Source organism: Bradyrhizobium sp. USDA 3311 (assembly GCF_054062495.1).
The window spans coordinates 2,568,088-2,582,182 of sequence record NZ_JBSSFI010000001.1 but is presented as its reverse complement, the minus strand read 5'-3'; the positions used below and the strand labels follow the sequence as shown (position 1 = coordinate 2,582,182).

Below are 14,095 nucleotides of genomic sequence, written 5' to 3'. Positions count from 1 at the left end.
GCGTGCTCCCGTGTGTAGCGCAGCGGTGACACTCCGGGCCCGAGCCCCCATAACCTCAGCAGCCTGAACGGCAGGTTGTTCGGCTACGGGGCGAGGCTAATAACCTGGCGAAGCAAGCCGCGTCGATCTTGCGCAGGCGCGCATCGCTGCACCACCTAGCTGAAGGAGGTGCGTTGCCGCTGCGCGGCGCGTCGCGAGCTGGCCAAGCAGAACTCACATCGTTTGCAACAATATCATTCCGACGACGGTCACAAAGAAACCGATTGCCGTCACTGCGGCGAAGCACCGCTCTACGCTATCCATGAACGCAACCCCTGCCGAAAAAATTCAATTCAGCGTTTTCCGTGATCTACTGCGATTCCAACCGCTGACTCGCTCGTACCCCGCGAGGAAATTTGAGATCTCCTTCCCTAGAACAGAACGCTCTGCAAAGAGTGAGAGCTAGCTGTGACCGTCAAGGGGACTTGGTACCGAAAGCGCTCATGCCGCCCTACTGTGGGCCGATTGCGTGGTGTTCGCATCATCTCCAATTGCTGGGAGCGGGAAGGCAGATGTGCATGACTGATCGCGCAGCGCATCATCGGCCAAATGCTCCCAAAACTCAGCTTCGGCGAGCAGTTTCCAACTTCGATCAGGGTGATGCGCAGCAGTCTGACGGCACAGCGATGCCATCGCGCGCAGGCGACTTAGAGTATCCACCTACTCCTCCCAATATCTTTGTTTTTTCCACCCTATTTTCTATTTTTGCGTCGGAGTCATTATGATTATGACGCAGAACCAATTTTTAGGTTTGCAAGCGCGATTCGGCTTTCGTTACGCCTCAAATCGCGTCCCGAAAACAACGGACGCAACCCGTGCTTCTTATTCGCGCTCAATTGTCGAGCGGCGCCAAAATGGTTGTCGAGTTTGCAGTGCAGTGCAAAGGTCCTTGCCATAGCCCGTAATTCTACGGCGATGCGCATCCCTAACGTTTGGCGTCTACTTCAGATTGTTCTTATGACGATCTAATTTCAGACGAGGTCCCATGAGCGTCAAAGCCATGATGGCGACCATTCTCCAAGGCCAGATGACGTTGCGTGGTGTGAATTCGCTGTCGCCCTCCGACTACGAGCAGATCGTCGAACTGCTGATAGAGCGGCTTCGAGAGCTGGAGCTTAGCCTGGCGGCGCGAGAACTGACGGACAAGCACGAGCCGCAGTAGCGTAATGAACAACCAAGGCTGGCAGGGGACTTTCGACGATCCGATCCTACTGCCAGATGGCCGCAAGCTGATCACGCTGCACGACGCCGCCACCGTCATCACGAAGCTGCCGAAGCCCGAGCATGATGCTCCGGAATGGCAGGCCGCCATCGAGGCGCTGATGCTGGTGGTCGATCTCGGAGGCCCGACGATCTTCGCTCGCGTCGGCGTTGTGCGTGCGCTTAGCCGACATCAGAAGCCGTTCGTCAAGCCGCGCAAGAAGCGCGTGAGAGCGTACACGAATCGTCAGATGATGAAGCGGCCCTGGATTGTAAAACATCAACCGCGCCCTATTCGCAGCGCAAGCACTTGTGCTGCGTGGGGCGCGGAGGTTGACGCTCGCTTTCTCTGGCCGCCAGGACGCTGGCACTGTCGGCGCTGACCCCGTCGGGCGCTGGCACTACCTGTTTGCCAGGCTAGCCGAACACCTGTCTGTGCTCGCATCGGAGGTGGAGCGGGCGATTGGCAAGCCTGCCGCCCAAGGCCGTAAAAGCCACACGGGCGACGATCTGCGGAGGCTGCCGCTGCATCTTCGCAAGTCCAATCTAGAACGCCTACTTGCGCGGCGCCCACGATCTGCGCCACGGGCAACTCGACAAGAACGCGCCTCTGCTTGAGTTACCTCCTAATGGTAGACGCCCGATCTACCGTTTGTTCGCAACGATTGGCATGATGCACGGACTGTACGCCGTGAGGTGAAGACAATGATCAATGACCGCCTCCTGCGGCCACCGCCGATGGCTCGCATCCGCAAGATCGGCATCATCGGAACCGCACTCCTCCTGCTTGGGCCGATGGCCGCTTCCACCGTTCTTGGAGCAGGAACGCGCATCTCTGAAGGCTTCGAGCCGTTCGAGAAATCAGCGAATGAGCGCATCGCCCAAGCCTTCGAGGACATTAGGGACCTCGCGCCCATCTCTGATGAGCTGAACACCGCGCTGGCGTCGCTGAGCCAGAGTGTGCAGGGCGCGCAGAAGCCGCCGGTTCAGGCTGAAGGCAATGAATGACCTGATCTGACTTCCTTCTGTGATGAGAGGCAATGCAGCTCGTAGTAACGCCGTGCCGTTTGAGGTGCCATTTCCGGGCATGGGACAGCAGGCACGTTTTCACCACGAGGTTGTCAAAATAATCCCTCTGCTTCCACGGAATGGGATACCTACGACGTCCAGTACCTCAACGCCGATCCCAAGTAATTGCGACCACGTCCGTCGGAGAGATCGACGATGACCGAAGAACGAATTGCTCGTTTACGTACCCATAGGAACAATATTGATCGATATCGGCGCCTGCTCGAAACTGAGTTAAGTGAGGCCGAACGGCACTACCTCGAAAGGCGGCTATCCGAAGAACAATCCGCAATGGAAATGGACCTGAGCACGGTCGAGCCGCCGCCGATTATGGTCGGACCGAAATGACCACCTCAGATCGAGTACGACCTTTGGCGGGCGACGGCCCGACCACTGCGGAAACTGCTCGGCGTCTGGGGATAAGATACCAACATGCCTACAACATCCTGCACAATTCTGGCGCTGACAAATCCAATCGGCGGATCGGGGCGAGGCAAGTGGGTCTCCTCGCCATATACGCGCAGCGGCGACATTAAGGGAACGAGGGAAAGACGGCTACGTTCGACCACAACAAATGGCCCCGACGCTTTGCACGTCGGGGCCCTTCAAGATTATCAGGCCGGTTACATCCGCCGTGCCCTCTGATCCAGATGTCGCCGATTACTGCACCCGATTTTGTGCAGATGATGGCAGCCGCACGGCATTGAGGTAATCACATGCGGCGCGAAAGCGCTCGGCCGCCAGCTCGCCCTTGCGCCACTCGACGCGCCGTCGGCGCTCGGCCGCCAATTGTAGACCCGCGACCGTCGTTGCGATAACGTCGTCGATCTCCGCGCCCGTTAAGGTCTGGCGAATTTTCAGCACGATGCTCAGGGCCATGATGATTGGGCCGTGTGGGCGCAGCAGATCGTGCGCCTGCTGCTCGCAGAACGACAGGAACCGCTCGACAGCCTCTGCCGACTTGCAGACCAATGTCGCGAGCGCAACTGCTTGCTCAACGTCACTAACGGAGGGCACGGGCTCACCTGGCAGAAGCATACGTTCCGCGACAGATGCCGCGCCCAGCTCAATGCAACGGTCGAGCACGTGCAAGTACGTATCTGCGGCATCGCCGCGAACCTCGCCATCCTGGGGCATGAGGTCCCGCAATTGGCCGCACAGCTCCGGCACATCAGCAGCGTCGTCATCGCTGCCGAAGGCAACGCTGTGGCGCGGCCCCCACACGAGACCGCCGTACTTCCCGTTCTGATCGGGATTGATTGTCGCTCCGCCGAGCGGCTTGCCGAGCAAGCGCGCTGCCACGGCGTGACCGGCTCCATGAATTGCAATCCGCTCGTCCTCGCACTCGGTGCGACCGATCTCGTATTCGTCGTGCTCGTCGCCAAAGCTCATGTTGTCATCATTCATGCCGGAACTCCTGCGGCCAGCTCATCGCGTCCGATGAGCTGGCCGCCTTCCACCGACTCCGCGAAAGCTTATTCACGAACGCGGAACGTCAATCAGGATCGTGCGCGGTTCCGCGGCGGGGAGCGGAGTGAAGTTCGCTGAGCGCGGCACAGGATCGAAGTGCGGCAGGTTCTTGGGCTCCTCGACGACATCGAGATCGATGACATCGGGCGCGCGCGGATTGAAGTCGCCGCCGCGCGTACCACGGAGCCGAGCGCGCTTCGGATCCGTCACCAAGACCGCCACACCCATGCGCAGAGCACGCTGCGCAGTCGTCACCGGCATGGTTGCATCTTCAAATTGCTTGGCGAAACGGATGCGGCCGTCGTGATCGCGGAAATTTGCAGACTTCATCATGAAGATCATTTGCGTCGGCGGCGACGGCTCAGCAATCGGGACCAAAGTGGTGACCGGCTGGGCTGCCGGGATAGGCGCAACGCCCTCGCGGACCGCGACCACCATGCCGCGCAGCTCCACGAGCGCAAAACCGGCAGCGACTTCGACCTGCGTCGCGGTGTTGCAGATAAAGCGGACCATTGCGCCGCTCTCATGGTGGAAGTGAAGTTTCTCCAGGGCGTCGGCAAAGCGCTTGCCAGCCGCCAGATAATCCGGCAGCGCCCGCTCGACGGCATCGAGATCACTGGCCAGCTTTTCGCTTGCGGCCTTGCGTTCGACAGTAGCGCGTTCTGCTGCGAGCTTCTGCTCGGCATCGGTAATCTTCGCCTGCACCTCCACGAGCGCATTCGCGTAACCGTCGCGGGTCACAGCGCAGGCGGCGACCGCCGTCTCCAACTTCGCGCGGGCCTTGTCATCGGCATCAAGATCGGCATCGAGGTGGTGACGCTGGAGTTTCGCTTTGGCGTCATCGTGGGCCGCTTCCGCAGCGGAATGGCGGCTATTCAAGGCTGCGGCGCGCGTGCGCAGCGAGGCCAGTTCGGCTTCAAGCTTTTCCATGGGTGATTTTCGTCGGAAGAATGGTGTCATGCCTCCTAGCCTACGGAGAGCAAACCGATTTGCGAATGATGGACCTGTGGCCTGCGCCACATGGCTGGGCATTCAAGGGCAATTGTTGTGGTGATGCCCAATGATTGCCGGATCGTTGGGCGGGCGCACTTGCAAATGGCCTCAGATCAGATGTCCGCTTGCCCCTGATAAGCGGCGGAATAGCGGACGTTCTCCAGTGGCTGCTTGGGGCCAGGAGCGGACAGCGCGTTCTAAAGCCCCGTCAGTGCACGGTTTACTGATATCTCTTGCAGCCTCTTCTCACTGCATCCGGACGCAATATTATCTTCCATTCCATTGTGACCAGCGGCACTCCAGCCCATCGTTCGTAATCACATTCGTAGTACACGCCGCGCCGCCCGACTCCCCTCGCGCATCTCGCGCCAGCGGAAACCAGCTCTTTCTGCAAAACTTGAAGATCTGAACCCGCAGGAAAGCGACTGTTCAGATACGTTTGCGCGGCGCTACAATCTCTTTTCGCGGCAAGGACTCGAAATAGTTGAAATCGAAAGTCGTCGGATCTCCTCCCATCGCTTCTTCACAACATATGGATGGAAGTACCACGACCAATAGTGATACCCAACCCGCCGAGCCCGAGCGCATCTCCCATGTCCTTCAACCAGTTGTTAGGCTACGGAAATCGAACCGCGTGGAGAATACAAGTTACTCTGCTAGTGGCTCTACAATGTATTCAATTGGTTTGAACATGCACAGCTAAAGATTGCAATTGGCAGGTCGTTACGCCGGCCGAAGTGTTGTCTTGATGTCTGCAACGGGTCATTCGCGTTCATTTGGCCGCATCCCCACCACGTCTGCTCTGGCGTCGGCTGCTGACGAGCCGGGCGCGGTTGCAAGTTCGCCCTCGGGGGCGTTCTCCGTGGTCAGTTTCGTTCTGGCCGGCCACTGCCGCTGTCTCGGATCGCCCTGGGCAATATCACTTGGCCTTTGGTCGAGACGGTGGTGGTCAGTTTCTGTTTGGATCAGCAGGCACGGCGGACGTAACCGGCCTGATGATCGTGAAGGGCGACGACGTGCGACATCGTCGGGGCCTTTCTGCTTTGTGTCAGGGGAAACGGATCGGCCTCGCCACGGCCGCCTATCTATCGACGTTATCTCCGCGGGTTGCAAACCGCTCGTCCACGGGCGTTGGCTGCCGCCTGGGTTCGTAGCGCTGCACTAAATTCAAAAGGCGCTTTTTGATGAATGGGTCGGCTTGCTCTGCGAGTTCACGTAATATTTTCGCACGTTGCCTATTAAATTCGTCGTCCAACATAGTCGGCCCCATTATAAAATATGAGATCGCAATAGTATGAATGTAGCGGCTTAGGCTTCGCGAGAAAGCCCAAAATATTTTCCTGCGTGACTAATACGAACGGCCGCGCGTTACAGAAAGACCATCTACAGACGGTCTTTCTGTAGGCGCCGGATGCGCGTGGCTTCTTCCCCGCCGATCATAATATTACCAGCCAATTTTTAGCGCAGATTATCTACGCAGGTCAGGCTTATCGTGTGAAGCCGAAACCACGGTGCAAATCATGGAACAAGAGAAGAGTTGCTTGCGTGCAACATGCTAGTGCCTGCCAACTTGTTTGTTCGCGACCTCACAGCTCCCGCTCCATCGCGGGGTGACTGCGGTTTTTTACCTTTACCCAATGCTTGCTCCGGCCCACCTGATCAGGCTGGTCGCGACGCTTCGATACCAATCCTTCAAGACCCATGTTGCACGCGGCGCGGAATAGGTCAGGTCCAAGCTGGCCACGCTCAAAGGGATTAACGAAAACGCCTTCAGGACGCCGCGCCAGCAGGCGCTCCAAGTTCGTCTTCCGCATCGACAACGAGAGCCTGCGGTGATCGTCGCCGCCTTCGGCGAGAATATCGAAGGCGCAGAACTGCACTTCGTGGTCGCGCTTGCGCGAGTGAAGTGCGTTGAAATCGGAGATGCCATCGACGCCGAGCACGACTGCTTCGCCATCGAGGACGAAATGCTTCTGGCGGACCTTGCGCGCGGCCTCGACGATCCAAGGATAGCGACTGGCCCAGTTGTACCCGCCGCGCGTGATCAGGCGTACCCGGTGGCCCTCGCGCTCAAGGCGAAGACGGTAGCCGTCATACTTTACTTCATGAAGCCAATCCGGCCCGCTAGGGACGGCCACACCTCTGCTGGGAAGGCAAAACTCAAATGAACGCATTCAGGAAAAATAGGCATTCGATGCCTGATTACGAGATGGAGCTTAGGGCAACTCGGTCAAGCTGGCGTCCACATTTTTACGGCTTGGGCGGCAGATCAGGAGCGATGTCGCTGCCGTGCTCTCACCGATAGCCTGCTCTACTGCGGATGCGAGCACCGCAAGGTGTTCAGCCAGTTTGGCAAACAGTTCGCGCTTTTTGGGGTCCGTCGCCAAGTCGCGAATAAGGGCGCACTCAGCGGCGTCTCGCTGTAGCTTCTCCAGTTGGGCCTGCATGTCTTTCATCTGCGGCCTCGATGTTCCAGTGCGGGAACATTACAAATACCTGTTCCGGGTCACAAGTGAACAGAGCGATATCGCCGACTGGGACTAGCCTCCAATTGCGTGGCGCCTCCTCACGGCGCCAGCCCGTCGGACCGCTCGGCCCCGCAACTGTCCCCTCCGTACCGCCGCAAGTGGGCCGGGCTGGTCCGAGGGGCTTTGCGCAGCGTCAAAGCGATATCCTGCCATGTCGGACAGACTGGACGCGTAGCCGAACAACCTATTGTCAGGCTTCTGAGGTTATGAGGCCCTGGGCTCCTAGGCACACCGGGCCTCGCCTTAACTGCCTATCCGCCCCTGACTGTGTGTTGATCTCGCAGGCGATGTGCGACAGGAGGCTAACGTGTCCGCCGAAAATTACGCCGATGATCTCCGCGCGACCGTGCGCTTTGCTCTAGAGACGACCCGTGCAATCGCGGTCTGCCCCTTCCATTCTCAAGTGACCATCCGCATAGGGGATGATGCGGCCGAGAGCCATGCTTTCGAGCGCGCGAAGAGAGTCGTCAAGAGTGACGGCACGAACTGGGACCCGCGGGCTCTTATGGGCGAGATTGGTCGGCAGCTAGGTGAAGCCGCTGACGGTGAATGTCCGCTTTGCGCGTCGTAGAGAGCCATCCGTCTGGCGCTCACCCGCGCATATTGTGCGAGCGCGGTTGCTGGCCGCTCGCAGGTGCTCGGCTGATGTTTGCGATCACCTGTTTCGCCGTTTTCGTATCCGCACAGTCAGCCAAGCCGCGGCCTGAAGACTGCGCACTTCCGCTGCAGGCTGATACCGACCTGCATTCGTCGAATTCGCAATCTTCTTCGCTGCATCTTCGCCACATCGCCTGCCGTTGAGATCGCCGGCGTCGCCAGTCCGTGTAACTACAGCTCCGGATGAATACTGTGAGAAAAGCTGACTTATCGAGCGATCTTTGTGTGGGTGCGCCCCAGCGGCAAAGAACGTGGCCGCGATATCGAGCGTACGAAAAGCCGTCCTCAGCGACATTCGCGTTTCGACAAGTCTTGAGGGAGCTGACCGCACGAGCGGCCTTCAAGCGCCCGAGGAACATCTCCGCGCGCGGTCGGTTGGCCGAGTGATTGCCGATGAAAGGACGGGGCGGCGGGAGGAGGCTGCGGTGGCAAGAACATCGATCTCGAAGACCGACTTGGAGCTTATGGCGCTTCAGCAAATTCGGAGCTTCCCGGGCGGCGAGCATGCGGTTTCTGTCGAGGTCGAATGCGTCGCTGGCGAGGCCCGAGACGTGACCTGGAGGCTTCATGTCACCGCAAAGGACGAAGCCGACTTCGGGCGTATCCATTATGCCGCAGAGACCACGACCGAAAGATTGAAGCGACGGTATTGCCTCAAACGGTGACCAGATGATCCATCACGTCTCGCTCGGCAGTAACGATGTCAACAGCGCAAGAGCTTTCTACGATCCGCTGATGTCCCTTCTCGGACTGCGGCTCCTCAAACACTCGGACCGTTCGCTCCACTACGGCGCCTCGGATATCATTTTCAGTATCGAAACCCCGATAGACGGGCTTCGGGCAACGGCAGGAAATGGCACTCACGTAGCTTTTCAAGCACCGGATCGCGAGACAGTGAGAGCTTCCACGCGACCGCACTTGCGCTTGGAGGCGTTGACGAAGGGACTCCCGGCATCCGAGACAATTACAACGCGAATTATTTTGGTGCCTTCGTACGCGACCTCGATGGAAACAAGATTGAGGCGGTGACGTACACCGCAAGAGAAAGCTTTTAAGAAGGCCCTTGAAATTCGCCCCGGCTAGGAGGCTGTCGAGGCCGGTGTCCCGAGAAGCGCGTCCTGCAAAGCGAGAGGATTTGAACCTCCGACCCTAGTCTCCCAGGCGCGGGCAACCTTTTGATCTTTCGATGTTATTTTCGAACTACCCTATTCAGCCCCCGCTGAATGAGCACGCTTTTCGGCCCGATTGGAACGTGAGCCTGACGTACCGCATTACCGCGCATGCCGAGATATTTCTTTCACATTACGCACGAGCGCACCGAGATCGACCGCGTGGGCGAGGACCTCCCGGACAAGCATGCCGCGTGGAAGGAGGCCACTGTCACCGCCGGACAGATACTACAGGGCATTGACGGGAACCTAGTACCGGGCCGAGACTGGCGGATGGAAGTGGCCGACGAGTTTCAGAACACGCTCTACGTTCTGCATATTCGGGCTGAAAAACCAGCGTAAGGCCGCCTCAGTTGGCCGTCTAGTGTTCGATTTTCACTGCGAACTGAGTGTTCGCGAGCCACATACGATAGCCCACCACCGTTGTTCCTCCAGATGGAACCAACTTGTCGGGATCCGCATCTTAGGAATCGGAAAACTCAAACCCTGCGGTTAGGACCCGTAAGACGAGGTGTTGTCATGCAGCGCCGCCGCCGTTTCAAACAAATACAGTCCCTTGAAGAACGTTTAGCCGAAATAGCAAAACGCCTCCGTGAAGAGGCCAAATCCCTCCCCCCAGGAATGGAGCGCCAAGAAAAGCTCCGCAAAGCCTGGCAAGCCGAAACCGGCTCGCACGTGAGCGAGTGGCTGAGATCGCCCGGATTGCCACTGCCTGAGTAATCCGCTCAGCGGTTTCAGGAACATTTGCCGGCATAGGCCGGTTGATCGCCATCACCGTTACAACATTTGGCCTTTGCCGGTGACTGCGAGTCCTTGTTCACGCCTCCCACCGTGGATGGCAAGCATGTGCGAACATTGCGTGGAGCTAGATAGACGGATCAACCACCTGAAAGGCTTGCTTGCGAAGGTAACTGATGCACAGACAGTCGCCGCAATCGGCGCGATGGTCGAGAAAATCGAAGCCGAGAAGATCGCCCTCCATCTCACCAAATAAAGGCCGCCTCAGTTGGCGGCTTCTCCTGTTCGAGGATCGAGCGGCTCAACGCGCGAAGGTTTATCGGGTGCTGTCCTAGGCCGTGTACCTATAAACCCGGCGGCGTCATGTGACTGGTGGCTCCTATAGCGACCAAGTTCTTGGGGCAGCGCAATATGTCGTGAGAGCAGCGAAGCCAAGCTCGATTGGGTTTTACGTCGGAACGGCGATTTCGCAAACTAGCCCTTCCGCGCGCCAGTCAAAATGCACCTTGCCGCCAAGTGGGGTGATCGTTCCTTCGATGAGGCGGCTACCAAAGCCCTTGCGTTCGGGCGCATTTACCCTCGGACCGCCCAATTCGGTCCAGCGGAGCATTAGCTGTCCATCCTCGGCTCGCGACCAATCCAATCCAATCCAGCCTTTCGCGTTAGACAGCGCTCCATACTTGGCAGCGTTGGTCGCTAATTCATGCAAAACCACAGCAATCGCCTGTGCAGCGGTGGGTTCTAATACAATTTGCAGACCCTCCATCACAATCCGCTTGTCTTGGCCTTCTTGGAGATAAGGGGCGAGCTCTTGCTTGGCGATCGCCGAGACCTCGGCTCCTATCCACCGCGTTTCAACAAACAGCGAGTGAACATTTGCCATCGCTTGGATGCGCCCGCTGATCACTTCCTTGAGGCGCTCGGAGGTGTCGGACTGAGAAAGATTGATGATTGCCTGTACGTTCGCGAGGATGTTCTTGCTTCGGTGCTCCGCCTCGCGAGCCAGAATGCGAATCTGCTCCTGAGCTCGCTTGTGCTCGGTAATATCTCTAGCAATCTTAGATGCGCCAATGATGTTGCCGTGGGCATCTTTGACAGGAGAAACGGTCAGCGAAACGACGATTGAGCTACCATCCCTACGTCGGCGAACAGTCTCAAAATGGTCGAGGCGCTCACCTCGTCGGATGCGGGTTAAAATCTCGCGTTCTTCGCTTTGTCGGTCCTCCGGGATCACAAGTGTAATAGGCTGGCCGATCGCCTCGGCGGCCGAATAGCCGAAGATGCGCTCAGCCCCCTTATTCCAACTTGTAATAATGCCGTCCAGATTCTTGCTAACGATCACGTCGTCGCTAGATTCAACTATGGAGGCCAGCAGATTGGCCAACCGCTCGGCACGGTCCAGGGCCGGCTCGCTGACGAGAGCTTCGCGTTGAAGTCCCGGCTCTCCTTTAATCGCCAATAGGACCCCCAAACCCAGATGTTGCACTGCCGTTGGTGCCCAATCATAGCACCGAAAGCAAAGGCAAGAAGGTGTCCATTGGGACGGTTTCAGCGGAAATTGTCGGTCCCCTTCTACTCGGTAAGTGTCCAACCGGGGCCTGCCCGGAAGCGTTGCGTCTGGACAGGGCTGGCTGCGCGTTATGAGTCCGCGCCCTAGTTAAGACACTCGCAGGGGCAGACAGGAGACACCCGCCTAATCTGCTGCGTCTGTGGCAGCGAAAAAATCAATTAGACGATTCACAAATGTGCTTGCGAGAATCTTGAGGATCGGGAAAAATCGGCAATCCGGGGCTGGCTAGACCATTTGATCTCGGAATTATTGAAACCCGGACGGGGCCGCTGATGGCGAGTCGGCGGCCCTTGTCTATGTGGCAGGGCGGCTGCCAAGTTTTCCTGGTGCCCCGCGACCCCGTTGGCGACGTGCTCTATGGTACCGAACTCCTAGACCTATGCTATTGGCGGTCCACCGCAAAGATTGATACGTGACAGCGCCCGTGCCGAGCTCCTATTAAAGCCCCCATGACCACGCCGATCACGATCAAGAAGCACGAACGCGTCCCCGACACCGGCAGCTATAAGGTCCGCTTCGCGGACGGCCGTCCGAGCGTCTATTTCTACTGGGGCGACCTGCCCGGCCGGCGGCTTCGACCGGATCTGCTGACGCGCAACGAGGCCGAGGCCAAGGCCAAGGAACTGGCTCGCATCGAGCGCGACAAGCTCGCCGGCGCCAGCGCATGAAGCACGTCGAGACCCGCCACTTCGCAGATCCGCAAGTTGCCGCACGCAAGCTCCTCGAGCTCGCCGCCGGCGTCGAGCCCGTCAATGGGCGCATTCACATCGAGAAGATCAACGCGCCGTTCCTCTCCAGGAACGGCTGCAAGGCGACGGGCCCGGAGTTCGGCACCGGCATCCAGCATGCGGTCGAGAGAGGCTGGCTCGAGCTGCACGAGAGCGGAACCTTCGTGCGGCTTAATCAAGGCTGAGGTCCAATAAAAACGGCCCCAGCATACCCCTATGCTGGGACCGTTGGAGGTGCTTGGCGGTAGTGGGTCGCTAAGCATCCCTAGCTTAGGAAAAACTGGCAATCAGGTCTGTGCGCTTTCGTACACAAGCGGTATGGTTCCGCTCGGGAACGGAACTGATCGCAATGAAAGGCATGCAGGCTCAATTGGAAAAGCTCCGCACGGATGCTGCCGAGTGCGCCCTCATCCGTGACCTGGCGACCGCCCCGAAGAAACGAGAGCTTTTTACGAGGTTGGCTGATCACCTGACGACGCTCCAGCGCGCAAGGATGCTGGCAACCGGCGCCACCTCGATCTGCAAGCTGAACCTCTTGGTGTAGAGATTGATGAGCGCATCGTGACTTTCATCAGACGAGCTGCAGAGCGCGTCCTCAGCGAGGATAACACGGTAGCCGATATCGACCGCAGCCAGCACCGTTGCGAGCACACAGACATCGGTCTCACCGCCAGACACGATCAGCGTGTCCACCTGATGCTCATCCAGAAAGGCTTGCAGGCGCCTATTGGTGAATGCGCAGTAAGTCTGGCGGTCGATGACTGTGGCAGGCGGCACAAAGCGTGTCAGGGCCGGCATCAGCTCAAGCAACCCCGGATCGGCCTTGTCGCGTGTCACGCATTCCCATTTCTCATAATAGGCTTTCCAGACGCCGCGCGCCTCGGCCTTGTTACGGACCGGAATGAAGCGCGTGAAGACGGTACGTGGCGGCGCGTGCGCAATCAGCCTGACCGCCTCGGGTAGCGCACGCTCCAACCAGGGCGTTGCCCACGGGGCATACGGTGCGAACAACCTTTGCATGTCGATGCAGAGATGGACGGCGTGAGGACCGGGGGGTGCGAGCAGTTGCCCCATGACTAGCCCGATCTTCCCTGACGACCAAATCCCGTCAGCCGCCTTATGACGCGCTCCAGCGCGACTCCGATCGCCAGACCCGCAAGTACATCACTTGCCCAGTGAGCCAGCAGGAACACGCGCGTCGACACCAGAACGGCGCCGAGGCCCCACGCGAGATTGCGCTTGGCGGGCGACAGGACCGCGGCGGCGGATGCGAGGGCACCGACATGCACGGCATGCCCCGAGGGGAACGCATCCAGCGCGCGGCCGGAGAGTGGGATGCCATGCAGATGGCCGCGCACGGTGCGCCGGTCCGGCCGCACCTGGTCAAAATGCGTTTTTAGAAGGTGTGGCAACAGGACAGAGGCGAGCGTCGTCAGCAGCACATGATCGCTTGCGTGCCGCTGCGGCAGTGGTTTGGCGCGACACCAGAGCCACCATCCGACGGCAACCGCGGTCAGAATATGCTCATCCGCTCCCCAGGTCAGCGCGCCCGAAATCCGCTCCGGCAGCGGACGGGTGTGTCGCGCAATCGCACGCGCAAGTTCGATATCGGCGGACAAAGGATGTACTCGTATCGTCATCGACTGCCTTCTCTCGCAGATGTCCTTATGCCCTGCAGCAATCTCCGTAAAAGAGTGATTGGAAAGCAGAGCAAGTCGACCTGGTCTTTCAATCAACCGCCTCGAAAACCGTTCCCGGCGAGGAACTGTGCGCCGGACGGACGCGTTGGATGCGAGGGACAGATCAATGGAGGAGAGAGCCATGGGCTTTGGACGAGGCGCATTGTTGTGGTTGCTGGGCATACCGTTGCCGATCATTCTGCTGCTCGCGATCTTCTGGCACCATTAAACCAGCGGCACAGGTCAGGCGAGCCTG

General features: G+C 58.8%; 18 protein-coding genes. 11 read left to right on the top strand and 7 right to left on the bottom strand.

Annotated elements, in window-relative coordinates; translation table 11 throughout:
* Positions 1–1,024: 1,024 nt before the first annotated feature.
* The 4 genes from ACVWW6_RS12070 to ACVWW6_RS12055 all read left to right on the top strand — a co-directional run bounded on the left by ACVWW6_RS12070 (position 1,025) and on the right by ACVWW6_RS12055 (position 2,655).
* Complete coding sequence (locus tag ACVWW6_RS12070; RefSeq protein WP_166466000.1) at positions 1,025–1,201, top strand: hypothetical protein; 177 nt, start codon at positions 1,025–1,027, stop codon at positions 1,199–1,201.
* 4 nt (positions 1,202–1,205) lie between these two features.
* Positions 1,206–1,622 carry a hypothetical protein gene (locus ACVWW6_RS12065; protein WP_063778795.1) on the top strand — a complete coding sequence of 139 codons (417 nt, stop codon included), beginning with the start codon at positions 1,206–1,208 and terminating at the stop codon, positions 1,620–1,622.
* 322 nt (positions 1,623–1,944) lie between these two features.
* Positions 1,945–2,247 (top strand): hypothetical protein, encoded by a 303-nt coding sequence (locus ACVWW6_RS12060; protein WP_060910340.1) that lies wholly within the window; start codon positions 1,945–1,947, stop codon positions 2,245–2,247.
* 216 nt (positions 2,248–2,463) lie between these two features.
* Positions 2,464–2,655 carry a hypothetical protein gene (locus tag ACVWW6_RS12055; RefSeq protein ID WP_011090426.1) on the top strand — a complete coding sequence of 64 codons (192 nt, stop codon included), beginning with the start codon at positions 2,464–2,466 and terminating at the stop codon, positions 2,653–2,655.
* Positions 2,656–2,967: 312 nt separating this feature from the next.
* Here ACVWW6_RS12055 and ACVWW6_RS12050 read toward each other — a convergent pair whose 3' ends face one another.
* The 4 genes from ACVWW6_RS12050 to ACVWW6_RS12035 form a co-directional block, all read right to left on the bottom strand.
* Entirely contained in the window at positions 2,968–3,714 is a 747-nt protein-coding gene (locus ACVWW6_RS12050; protein ID WP_060910339.1) for a hypothetical protein, read from the bottom strand.
* Between the two features lie 72 nt (positions 3,715–3,786).
* Positions 3,787–4,707 carry a hypothetical protein gene (locus tag ACVWW6_RS12045; protein ID WP_456680781.1) on the bottom strand — a complete coding sequence of 307 codons (921 nt, stop codon included), beginning with the start codon at positions 4,705–4,707 and terminating at the stop codon, positions 3,787–3,789.
* Between the two features lie 1,649 nt (positions 4,708–6,356).
* Positions 6,357–6,944, bottom strand: coding sequence for an ATP-dependent DNA ligase (locus tag ACVWW6_RS12040; RefSeq protein WP_456680780.1), 588 nt, complete (start codon positions 6,942–6,944; stop codon positions 6,357–6,359).
* 42 nt (positions 6,945–6,986) lie between these two features.
* The gene (locus tag ACVWW6_RS12035) at positions 6,987–7,226 is read right to left on the bottom strand and encodes a hypothetical protein (protein ID WP_038967817.1); all 240 of its coding nucleotides are present in this window, start codon (positions 7,224–7,226) and stop codon (positions 6,987–6,989) included.
* 379 nt (positions 7,227–7,605) lie between these two features.
* Here ACVWW6_RS12035 and ACVWW6_RS12030 point away from each other — a divergent pair, with 379 nt between their 5' ends.
* From ACVWW6_RS12030 to ACVWW6_RS12015, 4 genes are all read left to right on the top strand, one after another.
* Positions 7,606–7,869 carry a hypothetical protein gene (locus ACVWW6_RS12030; protein ID WP_028176062.1) on the top strand — a complete coding sequence of 88 codons (264 nt, stop codon included), beginning with the start codon at positions 7,606–7,608 and terminating at the stop codon, positions 7,867–7,869.
* 1,366 nt (positions 7,870–9,235) lie between these two features.
* Positions 9,236–9,466, top strand: a complete 231-nt coding sequence (locus tag ACVWW6_RS12025) for a DUF6894 family protein (RefSeq protein ID WP_011090434.1) — start codon at positions 9,236–9,238, stop codon at positions 9,464–9,466.
* Positions 9,467–9,643: 177 nt separating this feature from the next.
* A complete protein-coding gene (locus ACVWW6_RS12020; RefSeq protein WP_074076794.1) occupies positions 9,644–9,844 on the top strand; it encodes a hypothetical protein in 201 nt (66 codons plus the stop codon).
* A 124-nt stretch (positions 9,845–9,968) separates the two neighbouring features.
* Positions 9,969–10,118, top strand: a complete 150-nt coding sequence (locus ACVWW6_RS12015) for a hypothetical protein (RefSeq protein WP_156149849.1) — start codon at positions 9,969–9,971, stop codon at positions 10,116–10,118.
* 192 nt (positions 10,119–10,310) lie between these two features.
* On the opposite strand, the gene ACVWW6_RS12010 is transcribed toward ACVWW6_RS12015, so the two are convergent.
* Complete coding sequence (locus ACVWW6_RS12010) at positions 10,311–11,321, bottom strand: PAS domain S-box protein (protein WP_232675563.1); 1,011 nt, start codon at positions 11,319–11,321, stop codon at positions 10,311–10,313.
* A 560-nt stretch (positions 11,322–11,881) separates the two neighbouring features.
* Between ACVWW6_RS12010 and ACVWW6_RS12005 the strand changes: the two genes are divergently transcribed.
* The 3 genes from ACVWW6_RS12005 to ACVWW6_RS11995 all read left to right on the top strand — a co-directional run bounded on the left by ACVWW6_RS12005 (position 11,882) and on the right by ACVWW6_RS11995 (position 12,704).
* Positions 11,882–12,100 carry a hypothetical protein gene (locus ACVWW6_RS12005; RefSeq protein WP_038967816.1) on the top strand — a complete coding sequence of 73 codons (219 nt, stop codon included), beginning with the start codon at positions 11,882–11,884 and terminating at the stop codon, positions 12,098–12,100.
* Positions 12,097–12,345, top strand: a complete 249-nt coding sequence (locus tag ACVWW6_RS12000) for a hypothetical protein (protein ID WP_038967815.1) — start codon at positions 12,097–12,099, stop codon at positions 12,343–12,345. The genes ACVWW6_RS12005 and ACVWW6_RS12000 overlap by 4 nt, the downstream gene beginning before the upstream one ends.
* A 164-nt stretch (positions 12,346–12,509) precedes the next feature.
* Positions 12,510–12,704: a hypothetical protein gene (locus ACVWW6_RS11995; protein ID WP_074076792.1), complete on the top strand. Its 195-nt coding sequence runs from the start codon at positions 12,510–12,512 to the stop codon at positions 12,702–12,704.
* Here the strand turns inward: ACVWW6_RS11995 and ACVWW6_RS11990 are convergent.
* Together ACVWW6_RS11990 and ACVWW6_RS11985 are read right to left on the bottom strand one after the other, a co-directional pair.
* A complete protein-coding gene (locus ACVWW6_RS11990; RefSeq protein WP_074076791.1) occupies positions 12,626–13,234 on the bottom strand; it encodes a cysteine hydrolase in 609 nt (202 codons plus the stop codon). The two genes, ACVWW6_RS11995 and ACVWW6_RS11990, sit on opposite strands and share 79 nt — an antisense overlap.
* A gap of 2 nt (positions 13,235–13,236) precedes the next feature.
* Complete coding sequence (locus ACVWW6_RS11985) at positions 13,237–13,779, bottom strand: phosphatase PAP2 family protein (RefSeq protein WP_211434525.1); 543 nt, start codon at positions 13,777–13,779, stop codon at positions 13,237–13,239.
* Between the last annotated feature and the right edge of the window lie 316 nt (positions 13,780–14,095).

Excerpts from the sequence above, each read along its gene's own strand:
- ACVWW6_RS12070 (WP_166466000.1), top strand. The coding sequence starts at position 1,025 with ATGAGCGTCAAAGCCATGATGGCGACCATTCTCCAAGGCCAGATGACG.
- ACVWW6_RS12065 (WP_063778795.1), top strand. The coding sequence starts at position 1,206 with ATGAACAACCAAGGCTGGCAGGGGACTTTCGACGATCCGATCCTACTG.
- ACVWW6_RS12060 (WP_060910340.1), top strand. The coding sequence starts at position 1,945 with ATGATCAATGACCGCCTCCTGCGGCCACCGCCGATGGCTCGCATCCGC.
- ACVWW6_RS12055 (WP_011090426.1), top strand. The coding sequence starts at position 2,464 with ATGACCGAAGAACGAATTGCTCGTTTACGTACCCATAGGAACAATATT.
- ACVWW6_RS12050 (WP_060910339.1), bottom strand. The coding sequence starts at position 3,714 with ATGAATGATGACAACATGAGCTTTGGCGACGAGCACGACGAATACGAG.
- ACVWW6_RS12045 (WP_456680781.1), bottom strand. The coding sequence starts at position 4,707 with ATGGAAAAGCTTGAAGCCGAACTGGCCTCGCTGCGCACGCGCGCCGCA.
- ACVWW6_RS12040 (WP_456680780.1), bottom strand. The coding sequence starts at position 6,944 with ATGCGTTCATTTGAGTTTTGCCTTCCCAGCAGAGGTGTGGCCGTCCCT.
- ACVWW6_RS12035 (WP_038967817.1), bottom strand. The coding sequence starts at position 7,226 with ATGAAAGACATGCAGGCCCAACTGGAGAAGCTACAGCGAGACGCCGCT.
- ACVWW6_RS12025 (WP_011090434.1), top strand. The coding sequence starts at position 9,236 with ATGCCGAGATATTTCTTTCACATTACGCACGAGCGCACCGAGATCGAC.
- ACVWW6_RS12020 (WP_074076794.1), top strand. The coding sequence starts at position 9,644 with ATGCAGCGCCGCCGCCGTTTCAAACAAATACAGTCCCTTGAAGAACGT.
- ACVWW6_RS12015 (WP_156149849.1), top strand. The coding sequence starts at position 9,969 with ATGTGCGAACATTGCGTGGAGCTAGATAGACGGATCAACCACCTGAAA.
- ACVWW6_RS12005 (WP_038967816.1), top strand. The coding sequence starts at position 11,882 with ATGACCACGCCGATCACGATCAAGAAGCACGAACGCGTCCCCGACACC.
- ACVWW6_RS12000 (WP_038967815.1), top strand. The coding sequence starts at position 12,097 with ATGAAGCACGTCGAGACCCGCCACTTCGCAGATCCGCAAGTTGCCGCA.
- ACVWW6_RS11995 (WP_074076792.1), top strand. The coding sequence starts at position 12,510 with ATGAAAGGCATGCAGGCTCAATTGGAAAAGCTCCGCACGGATGCTGCC.
- ACVWW6_RS11990 (WP_074076791.1), bottom strand. The coding sequence starts at position 13,234 with ATGGGGCAACTGCTCGCACCCCCCGGTCCTCACGCCGTCCATCTCTGC.